The following is a 9,550-nucleotide window of genomic DNA, read 5'->3' on the forward strand; positions in this document are numbered from 1 at the left end:
GGAGGTCAGGGAGCAGTACGTGCGGGTGACGGGGGCGCGGGCCGCGGTGGGGTGAGGGCCTTGCTTTGGCCCCGGGAGCCCCTTTGGGGTGACGGAGTTTTCCACAACCGGTGGGTAGCACACAGGGCCCAGCGGGCTCGGCCCGGCCGGTGCAGTCTGGGAGCGCGGCCGCGGCAGGAGCGGCGGCGCGGACGGATGCACGGGAGGGGCAGGGCATGAACGAGACGATGGTGACGGTGGTGGGGAACGTCGCGACGACGCCGGTGTACCGGGAGTTGCCGTCGGGACCGGTGGCGCGGTTCCGGCTCGCGGTGACCGCGCGGTACTTCGACGCGGGGAAGAACACCTGGAACGACGGGCACACCAACTTCTTCACGGTGTGGGCGAGCCGGACGCTCGGCAAGAACGTGCAGGGATCGCTCTCGGTCGGCGAACCGGTCATCGTGCAGGGCCGGTTGAAGGTGCGGGACGAGGAGCGCGGCGGGCAGCACTGGACATCGGCGGATATCGAGGCGCAGACGATCGGCCACGATCTGTCGCGCGGCACCGCGGCGTTCCGGCGGGTGCTCAAGGGTGACGCCTCGCTGACGGAACCGGCGTCACAGAGGCAGGCGGAGCCGGTCGGATGACGTGCCGTCAGCCCACGAATGCCGTTGATTTGTCGATAAGCCCAGCTCGGGAGGGGTGTTGGGGATAACGATTCCGAGTCGGATCGGTGATACGACGGTATGACTGAGGGTCGCGGTGTGCCGCTTCCCTAGGATGCCGGACGTAGCTCACGGGGCAGTTGGCGGGAGATGCCACGCAGGTGGCAGGTGATCCTGCCCCTTTCAATCTGCTGGCGGGACCACCCCCCACCGTTGTGAACGGGTCCCGCCCGGAGGGGAATCAAGTGTTTTCTGCGTTGTCGTTGTCCATACGTAGTCGAGGCGTCGCCCGCCTCGCCGCCGTGACCGCGGCGACGGGACTCGTCGCCGCGGGAGCGGTGGCCGCCGCGGGCGCGGCCGCGGCGGAGGAGGCCCCGCAGCACCGGGGCGGAGCGACCGCGACGCTGGGCGGCCTGCAGACGTACGGGCAGGCGGTCGTCCGGGAGGGCGGCAGCGCGCAGCAGGTGCCCGCCGGGCTCTTCGAGATGTCCGTCGAGGACGGCGGCACCCTCCAGACGTACTGCGTCGACATCCACAACCCCACGCAGAAGGACGCCAAGTACCAGGAGACCCCCTGGAGCGGCACCTCGCTGAACGACAACCGCGACGCGGGCCGGATCCGCTGGATCCTCCAGCACTCCTACCCGCAGGTGAACGACCTCGCGGCGCTCGCCAAGAAGGCGGGCGCGACGTCCCTGACCGAGCAGTCCGCCGCGGCAGGCACCCAGGTGGCGATCTGGCGGTACTCGGACGGTGCGCGGGTCGACGCCGTGGACCCGCAGGCCGAGAAGCTCGCCGACTATCTGCACAAGAGCGCGCGCGACAGCGCCGAGCCCAAGGCCTCGCTGACGCTGGAGCCGCCCGCCGTCTCCGGGCAGGCCGGGGAGCGGCTGGGCCCGGTCACCGTGCGGACCGACGCGGAAGCGGTGACGGTGACGCCGCCCGCGGACTCCGAGGCGAGCGGCGTCAAGGTCGTCGGCAAGGACGGCAAGCCCGTGAAGTCCGCGGGCGACGGCAGCCGGCTCTACTTCGACGTACCGGAGGAGGCACCGGACGGCTCGGCCGCGCTGTCCGTGCAGGCGTCGACCACCGTGCCGGTGGGCCGGGCCTTCACCTCCGAGACCAGGAGCCAGACGCAGATCCTCGCGGGCTCGAGCGAGTCCACGGTCTCCGCGAAGGCGACCGCCGACTGGGCCGCCGAGGGCGCGGTGCCGGCGCTGTCGGCGGAGAAGAACTGCGCCAAGGGCGGGGTGGACATTACGGCGACCAACAAGGGGGACGCGCCCTTCACCTTCCGCCTCATGGGCTTCAAGCACACGATCAAGGCGGGCGCGTCGCGGACGGTGACGATCCCGCTGCAGGAGGACCAGCCCTACGACTTCACGCTCAGAGGACCGAACGGCGTCGAGAAGCGCTTCAAGGGCGTATTGGACTGCGAGACCGAAGGCGCCGCGACGGAGAACAGGGCGCAGCCCGCGAACGAGCCGAGCCCCGCGTCGGCGGGCGGCACCTCGGGCGGCGGCGACCTGGCCGAGACCGGCAGCTCCGGCAACACGCCGCTGATGGTGGCCGTCGCCGTGGGGTTCGTCCTGCTGGGCGGCGCGGCGGTCTTCTTCCTGCGCACCAAGAAGGACCCGGCCGCGGAGCCCGAGGAGGCGTCCACCGAGAAGTGAACGCGGGGTCAGCCCTCGCGGGTCAGCCCCCGCGAGGTCAGCTCTTCTGAAGTGCGGCAAGCCCCTTCTGGAGGTCGTCGCTGTTCATGACCGGCTGGATCTCGATCTCCGCACCGAGTTCCAGCAGCAGCGGCTCCGCGATCGTGGGCAGCCGGGAGCTGTCCTGCATGTCGAAGACGAAGGTGCAGGCCCGCCCGCCGTCGCAGGGCCCGAAGTAGGCCGCCTCGGGCTTGAGCTCTTCCGTCATCCTCCGCATGACATCCGGCAGTGCGCCGCTCTTGATCGCCTCGTTCGAGAGCTGGGTGTCCAAGCGTGCCCGCAGCATGACCCTCATCACACACGCTCCTTCCGGCCACCACGACCGGCACGGTCCCGTCCCGCGCTCACTGAGACCCGGTGACGTCCCTCTCAGCGTCTCTCCACGCACCGGCCGCGGCAACATCTCACTTCCCGTCCACACCGGGTGACCGTCCCCTGACGCCGGGGCGCACCGGCTAGCTGTCCGTTCGGCGGCGCGTGAGCAGCCTCAGGGCTCTCCGTTCCGCGCGGATATGAAGGCTGTGGGCAGGCAAGGGGACTGGGAGAGTCGGACCGATGCCAAGGTTCCGGCGCCGGCCGAGGTCGCCACGCGTCTCGGGAGTGCCGAGGGCGATCTGTGTGTCCGTACCGCCTACGAGTTCCTCGCCGACGGCAAGCCTGTTCAGCTGTCGACGAGTTGGGAGCCGTGTGAACTCACCGGCGGCACTCTCGTCGTCCTCCCCGAGGGAGGCCCGCACGCCGGGGTGGGCGAGGGCCAGCCCGTGGAGACGGCTGACATCGTGGTGCCTGCTGCTCTCTGCGAGACCATCTACGAGATTCCGATCAGTCGATAGAGGAAGGCGCTCGTCACGTCCTGGAGGTGCGCCGAAATCTCCATGCCCATCGAACCCCCGTCGCTAGGCTCCGCCCGTGAGTGAGGACGCCCTGTGCATAGCGAACTTCCGAGTCCATGTCGTGCCTGTGGTTCTGGCTCTGGCCAATCCGCCATGGCAGCGGGACGTGTGGCTCGACCCGTCGGTGTTCGAGAATCTGGATCACGTCTTTCACACGCTCTTCGATGACTTCTGCGATGCCGACGCACCCGAGCGGTACCTCGGCACCAGTCTCAGGACTGAGGAGGAGGTCGTTCTGATGAGAGAGCTCGGTGCCGCGCTCAATGCTGCGGCGGCCGAGGCTCCGGGCGACACCGACGCGGAACACCTCCGGGCAACCGTCTGGCCGGACGTCGTGGCGGTGGCCGGTCGCCTGGCGCAGGTCATGGTCTCGAACGACCTGCGGGAGCTCGTTGCGTTGCAGGAAGCCGCCGGCCTGACGCGCGGACGCGGCTCAGGTTCAGGGCCGGAACCGGACGGGCCGGGCTGTCGCTGATGATCGTTGCTGGGCCGTCTGTGGGCCGCCTGTGGGCCGTCTGTGAGCTTTCCGAGGGTGCTCGACGGCGACGACAACAACAGGCAGTGACGGGTCGATCACCAACGTAGGCCAGGAACGTCCAGCTCACGGCCCCCGGCCAGCACGGGTTTCCTCCGAGGGGTGGCCGTCAGGCAAGATGGGGTGTATCTGCCCACACACTGATTGCCGGACGGTTTCTCTTGGCTGAGTACATCTACACCATGCGCAAGACGCGCAAGGCGCACGGCGACAAGGTGATCCTCGACGACGTCACCTTGAGCTTCCTTCCTGGCGCGAAGATCGGTGTCGTGGGCCCCAACGGCGCCGGTAAGTCCACGGTGCTCAAGATCATGGCGGGCCTCGAGCAGCCCTCGAACGGCGATGCCTTCCTCTCGCCCGGTTACACCGTCGGCATGCTCCTCCAGGAGCCGCCCCTCGACGAGTCCAAGACCGTCCTGGAGAACGTGCAGGACGGGGCGAAGGAGGTCATGGGCAAGCTCCGGCGCTTCAACGAGGTCGCCGAGCTGATGGCCACCGACTACTCCGACGCGCTGATGGAGGAGATGGGCAAGCTCCAGGAGGACCTGGACCACGCCAACGCGTGGGACCTGGACGCCCAGCTCGAGCAGGCCATGGACGCCCTCGGCTGCCCGCCCGGCGACTGGGCCGTCACCAACCTCTCCGGTGGCGAGAAGCGCCGCGTCGCGCTCTGCAAGCTGCTCCTCGAAGCCCCCGACCTGCTCCTCCTCGACGAGCCCACCAACCACCTGGACGCCGAGTCCGTGCAGTGGCTGGAGCAGCACCTCGCCAAGTACCCCGGCACCGTCGTCGCCGTCACCCACGACCGGTACTTCCTCGACAACGTGGCGGGCTGGATCCTGGAGCTCGACCGCGGCCGCGCGATCGGCTACGAGGGCAACTACTCCACCTACCTGGAGACCAAGCAGACCCGTCTGAAGGTCGAGGGGCAGAAGGACGCCAAGCGGGCCAAGCGCCTCAAGGAAGAGCTTGAGTGGGTCCGCTCCAACGCCAAGGGCCGCCAGGCCAAGTCCAAGGCGCGCCTCGCCCGTTACGAGGAGATGGCCGCCGAGGCGGACAAGATGCGGAAGCTGGACTTCGAGGAGATCCAGATCCCGCCGGGCCCGCGTCTGGGCAGCATCGTCGTCGAGGTCAACAACCTCTCCAAGGCCTTCGGCGAGAAGGTCCTGATCGACGACCTCAGCTTCACGCTGCCGCGCAACGGCATCGTCGGCGTCATCGGCCCGAACGGCGCCGGCAAGACCACGCTGTTCAAGATGATCCAGGGCCTGGAGGAGCCGGACTCCGGTTCCATCAAGGTCGGCGACACGGTCAAGATCTCGTACGTCGACCAGAGCCGCGCCAACATCGACCCGAAGAAGACCCTGTGGGCGGTCGTCTCGGACGAGCTGGACTACATCAACGTCGGCCAGGTCGAGATGCCGAGCCGCGCGTACGTGTCCGCCTTCGGCTTCAAGGGCCCGGACCAGCAGAAGCCCGCCGGCGTCCTCTCCGGCGGTGAGCGCAACCGCCTGAACCTGGCGCTCACCCTCAAGCAGGGCGGCAACCTCCTCCTCCTCGACGAGCCGACGAACGACCTGGACGTCGAGACCCTCTCCTCGCTGGAGAACGCGCTCCTGGAGTTCCCGGGTGCGGCCGTGGTCGTCTCCCACGACCGCTGGTTCCTCGACCGCGTCGCCACGCACATCCTGGCGTACGAGGGCGACTCCAAGTGGTTCTGGTTCGAGGGCAACTTCGAGGCGTACGAGAAGAACAAGATCGAGCGCCTTGGCCCGGACGCGGCCCGTCCGCACCGCGCCACCTACAAGAAGCTCACGCGAGGCTGAGGCGGCTGTGGCTCGACACATATACCAGTGCCCGCTGCGCTGGTCGGACATGGACGCCTTCGGGCACGTCAACAACGTCGTCTTCCTGCGGTATCTGGAAGAGGCGCGCATCGACTTCATGTTCCGGCTCGCGCCCGGTGACGGGTCCCCGTCGTTCTCCGGCGGTTCGGTCGTGGCCCGCCACGAGATCGACTACGTACGGCCGTTGGTGCACCGGCACGAGCCGGTCACCATCGAGTCGTGGGTGACGAAGATCGGTGCGGCGTCGCTGACCATCGCGTACGAGGTCAAGGACGCGGACCAGGTGTATGTGCGGGCCTCGACCGTGGTCGTCCCCTTCGACCTGGAGGCGCAGCGGCCCCGGCGGATCTCCGCCGAGGAGCGCTCGTTCCTGGAGGAGTACGTCGACGACGGCGCCGACAGCGGCTCGGGGGCACTCCTCGCATGACCGCGAGCGCGCGGCTGCACTTCGCCGATGCCCGGGAGGCGGCGGACCTCGCCGCCTTCCTGGCCCGGCTGATCCACTACGACAAGGCCGCCGCGGTGCGGCTGCAGGCCGCCGGGGACACGCTCGCCGTGTTCGGGCGGCCGCCGTCGTTCGAGGTGCTCGCCATCCGTACGGCACGGCTCGCCAAGCCCTACGAACACGGGCTCGACACCACGCTCGACGTCACTGTCTCCGCCGGTGAGTTCCTGGAGTACGTGGGGGAAGCGGCGGGGTCCGACGGCGTCGCCGCCGTGCCGCAGGCCGTCACCGGGCCGCCCTGGGCGGGCGTGCTGCCGCCGCGCGGCGGCTGGCGGCCGGAGCCCGCGCTTCCCGTGCTGGACGCGGTGCGGGGCCTGGTAGCGGCGGCCGTCACCGAATTCAAGGCGCGCGTCGAGGAGTTGCCCGCCGAGCGGCGGGTGCGGGCCGAGCTGGACCGCGTGGGCCGGGAGATCTGGTCGCGGACCATCGGCGAGACGGAGCTTCCGGTGCGGGCCGCGCATGCCGCGCAGGCGCTCGGCTTCCTGCGGGGCGACACGCTGACCCTGCTCTCCTCGGGGGCATGGCTCCGGCTGCGTACGGCCTACGGATCCGTCGCGGTGCGGCGGGCCGGGACCGGCGGGCTCTCGGTCACGCCCGCGTAGCCGAGCGGACGGTAAGCGGGCGGGGGTACGCGGGCGGGCAGTACGCGGGGCGGGCGATCCGGGGGGTCAGCCCTCGGAGTTCACCATCGACGCCGCCGCGTACGTCAGGTAGTTCCAAAGCGTCCGCTCGTGCTCCTCGGAGAGGCCGAGCTGGTCGACCGCCGCGCGCATGTGCTTCAGCCAGGCGTCGTGCGCCGCCCTGTCCACCGTGAACGGCGCGTGCCGCATGCGCAGGCGCGGGTGGCCGCGGTTGTCGCTGTAGGTGCGGGGGCCGCCCCAGTACTGCATCAGGAAGAGCGCGAGGCGCTCCTCGGCCGGGCCCAGGTCCTCCTCCGGATACATCGGCCGCAGCAGCGGGTCCTCCGCGACCCCCTGGTAGAAGTGGTGCACCAGGCGCCGGAAGGTCTCCTCGCCGCCGACCTGTTCGTAGTAGGTCTGCTCCTGAAGCGTGCCGCGCGGGATCTCTTTCACACCGTCCATGGTCTCAGACGCCGCGACCGAGGTCGGAAGGCTTAGGACCACCCCCTCGAACCCCCCTCGCCACTCGCTTCGGCGGCTCGCGCGCAGCACAGTGGACACATGGAAGCCGAAGCCGAAGCCGGACCCGGTCCCGATCCCGCACTCGCCACGGAGGTACGGGCCGCCCTCGTGCGCGAGATCGAGGCGAGCGGGGCCTGGCAGGACGACCCCGCCTGGCGCGCGGCGTTCGAGGCCGTCCCGCGGCACCTGTTCGTGCCGTACTACTACGTCGGCGCGGGCGGCGGCTTCGAGCGGCTCTGGGGCGAGGACCCCGACCCCGGACGCCGCGCCCGCTGGCTGCGCGGGGCCTACGCGGACGCGCCGCTCGCCACGCGCGTACGCGACGGGGAGCTGATCTCCTCCAGCAGCCAGCCGTCCCTGATGGCGAAGATGCTGGTCGAACTGGACGTACGCGACACGGACCGCGTCCTGGAGATCGGCGCGGGCACCGGCTACAACGCGGCGCTGCTCGCCCACCGGCTCGGCGACGACCACGTCACGACCGTCGACCTCGACCCGGAGATCACCGAGTCCGCGCGGCGGCATCTGGCGGCCGCCGGATACCGGCCGGCCGTGGTGACCGGCGACGGGGCCGTGGGCTGCCCCGAGCGTGCGCCCTACGACCGGATCATCGTCACCTGCACCCTCACCTCGGTGCCCCGGCTCTGGCTCGCCCAGTGCAACCCGGGCGCCCGCGTCCTCGCACCGCTGGCCACCGGTCTGATCGCGCTGACCGTGCGGGACGCCGAGCACGCCGAGGGGCGCTTCCTGCACACGCCCGCCTACTTCGTGCCGCTGCGCGGCGGCAGCACAAGCGCCCCGCACGAGCAGCACACCGGGGGGCTGCCGCGCAGGGCCTTGCAGAACGAGCTGTTCCGTTTCCTTCTGGAGCTGACGGCGGGCACCCTCGACCCGCATGAGGCGCTCGCGCTGTGGGAGCGGGAGAACCGGCCGGTGCGCGAGCGCTTCGGCGTCACCGTGCGCGGGCGGTACGAGTGGGCCTGGCTCGACGACCCCGAGGGGCCGTACGTCTGGCCACTGTGACCGCCCGCGTCAGGCGGGTCTCGGTCGCGGCTCAGTCGCGGCGGACCGTGATCGTCGTCCAGGCGCCCACGTGCACCTTGTCGCCGTCCTGGAGCGGGACGGGGACGAACGGCTGGATGGGCTCCTCGCCGCCGTTGACCGTGGTGCCGTTCGTGGAGTTCTGGTCGACGACCGCCCAGCTGCCGTCCGGCTGCTGGACCAGGACCGCGTGCTGGTGCGAGACGCCCGGGTCCTCCGGGGGCACCGAGAGGTCGATGTCCGGGGTGTCGCCGGTGGAGTGGCGGCGGCGGCCGATGGAGATCTGGTCACCGGCCAGCGGACGCTGCTGCTCCGGCGAGTACGCGGGCAGGTTCAGGCTCGACGCCTCGGGGCCGCTGCGCTGCATCATCGCCATGAAGTACTCGCGGTCGGGACCGATCGTCGCCGTCCACGTGCCGGGTCCCTGCGGGGCCTGCGGCTGCGGGGGCTGCTGCTGCGGCTGCTCCTGCTGTGGCGGCTGGGGCGCTTGGTGCTGGGCCGCCTGGTGCTGCGGGGGCTGCTGGGGCGCCTGGTGCGGGGGAGCCTGCTGTTGCGGCGCCTGCTGCTGCGGCGGAACCGGCTGGAAGACGTCCTGCCGCTGGAACGGCTGCTGCGACTGCGGCTGCTGCTGCGCCGGGGACGACGGCGGCGAGATCACCCAGTCGTCGTCCCCGCCGAAGGACGGGCCGCCGGAGCCGGGCTGCGGCGGAGGCGGCGGACCCTGCGGGGCGCCCGTCTCCTGCGGGAACGCGGGCGGCGCGGGCGGACCGGGCGGACCGGGCTGCTGGAACGCCTGCGGGGCGCCGGGGGGCGGGGCCTGGCCGGGACCCTGCCCGCCGTAACCCTGCTGACCGGGACGCCCGCCGTTACCCGCGCCGTTGCCGAACGGCGGGATCGGCTCGGCGGGCCGGTTCATCTGCGAGGGGCGCGAGCCCTGGTACTCGTACGCGCCCTGCCCGGGGTGCTGCGGAGGCCTGCCGGGACCGCCCTGGGTGCCGGGCAGGGGCGGGTTCGGCGCGGCCGGGGTGTACGACGTCGCCGTGTTCGTCAGGAAGTTCCAGCGGCACTCCTCGCAGAAGGGCGCGTTCGCCTCGCGGGGCGTGCGGCACTGCGGGCAGAGCTGCGGCTCGGGCGCCGGTTCCGGCACGGCGGCCAGATGCGGGCGCCCGGGTCCCGGCTGCGGGAAGTTCGGGTCTTGGCCGGGAGGCGGCGGCGGATAGCCGTACCC

The 9,550-nt window shown here is 71.0% G+C and carries 10 protein-coding genes and 1 pseudogene; 8 read left to right on the forward strand and 3 right to left on the reverse strand.

Annotation, left to right across the window (positions count from 1 at the left end; translation table 11 throughout):
* Positions 1 to 215: 215 nt before the first annotated feature.
* Positions 216 to 629: a single-stranded DNA-binding protein gene (locus GKQ77_RS20480; protein ID WP_219690376.1), complete on the forward strand. Its 414-nt coding sequence runs from the start codon at positions 216 to 218 to the stop codon at positions 627 to 629.
* A 281-nt stretch (positions 630 to 910) separates the two neighbouring features.
* Positions 911 to 2,320: a Cys-Gln thioester bond-forming surface protein gene (locus GKQ77_RS20485; protein ID WP_258021640.1), complete on the forward strand. Its 1,410-nt coding sequence runs from the start codon at positions 911 to 913 to the stop codon at positions 2,318 to 2,320.
* A 37-nt stretch (positions 2,321 to 2,357) separates the two neighbouring features.
* On the opposite strand, the gene GKQ77_RS20490 is transcribed toward GKQ77_RS20485, so the two are convergent.
* Positions 2,358 to 2,654, reverse strand: coding sequence for a hypothetical protein (locus tag GKQ77_RS20490; protein ID WP_219690378.1), 297 nt, complete (start codon positions 2,652 to 2,654; stop codon positions 2,358 to 2,360).
* Positions 2,655 to 2,820: 166 nt separating this feature from the next.
* Here GKQ77_RS20490 and GKQ77_RS20495 point away from each other — a divergent pair.
* The 5 genes and pseudogenes from GKQ77_RS20495 to GKQ77_RS20515 form a co-directional block, all read left to right on the forward strand.
* Positions 2,821 to 3,192, forward strand: a pseudogene (locus GKQ77_RS20495) (UTRA domain-containing protein); the annotation flags it as partial.
* A 76-nt stretch (positions 3,193 to 3,268) separates the two neighbouring features.
* On the forward strand, positions 3,269 to 3,727 hold the full coding sequence (locus GKQ77_RS20500) for an SCO4402 family protein (protein ID WP_219690380.1): 459 nt from the start codon (positions 3,269 to 3,271) through the stop codon (positions 3,725 to 3,727).
* Positions 3,728 to 3,948: 221 nt separating this feature from the next.
* Complete coding sequence (ettA, locus tag GKQ77_RS20505) at positions 3,949 to 5,613, forward strand: energy-dependent translational throttle protein EttA (RefSeq protein ID WP_219690381.1); 1,665 nt, start codon at positions 3,949 to 3,951, stop codon at positions 5,611 to 5,613.
* Between the two features lie 7 nt (positions 5,614 to 5,620).
* Complete coding sequence (locus GKQ77_RS20510) at positions 5,621 to 6,061, forward strand: acyl-CoA thioesterase (RefSeq protein ID WP_219690382.1); 441 nt, start codon at positions 5,621 to 5,623, stop codon at positions 6,059 to 6,061.
* Positions 6,058 to 6,741 carry a DUF8185 domain-containing protein gene (locus GKQ77_RS20515; RefSeq protein ID WP_219690383.1) on the forward strand — a complete coding sequence of 228 codons (684 nt, stop codon included), beginning with the start codon at positions 6,058 to 6,060 and terminating at the stop codon, positions 6,739 to 6,741. The genes GKQ77_RS20510 and GKQ77_RS20515 overlap by 4 nt, the downstream gene beginning before the upstream one ends.
* A gap of 66 nt (positions 6,742 to 6,807) precedes the next feature.
* Here GKQ77_RS20515 and GKQ77_RS20520 read toward each other — a convergent pair whose 3' ends face one another.
* Entirely contained in the window at positions 6,808 to 7,221 is a 414-nt protein-coding gene (locus tag GKQ77_RS20520; protein ID WP_219690384.1) for a globin, read from the reverse strand.
* A gap of 99 nt (positions 7,222 to 7,320) precedes the next feature.
* On the opposite strand from GKQ77_RS20520, the gene GKQ77_RS20525 reads away from it, so the two are divergent.
* Positions 7,321 to 8,304 carry a methyltransferase domain-containing protein gene (locus GKQ77_RS20525; protein ID WP_219690385.1) on the forward strand — a complete coding sequence of 328 codons (984 nt, stop codon included), beginning with the start codon at positions 7,321 to 7,323 and terminating at the stop codon, positions 8,302 to 8,304.
* 31 nt (positions 8,305 to 8,335) lie between these two features.
* Here the strand turns inward: GKQ77_RS20525 and GKQ77_RS20530 are convergent.
* Positions 8,336 to 9,550, reverse strand: a 1,215-nt coding sequence (locus tag GKQ77_RS20530; protein WP_372459934.1) for an FHA domain-containing protein, incomplete at its 5' end; no start/stop codon positions are given.

This window comes from Streptomyces anatolicus (genome assembly GCF_019400875.1).
In the GTDB taxonomy this organism is placed as follows: domain Bacteria; phylum Actinomycetota; class Actinomycetes; order Streptomycetales; family Streptomycetaceae; genus Streptomyces; species Streptomyces anatolicus.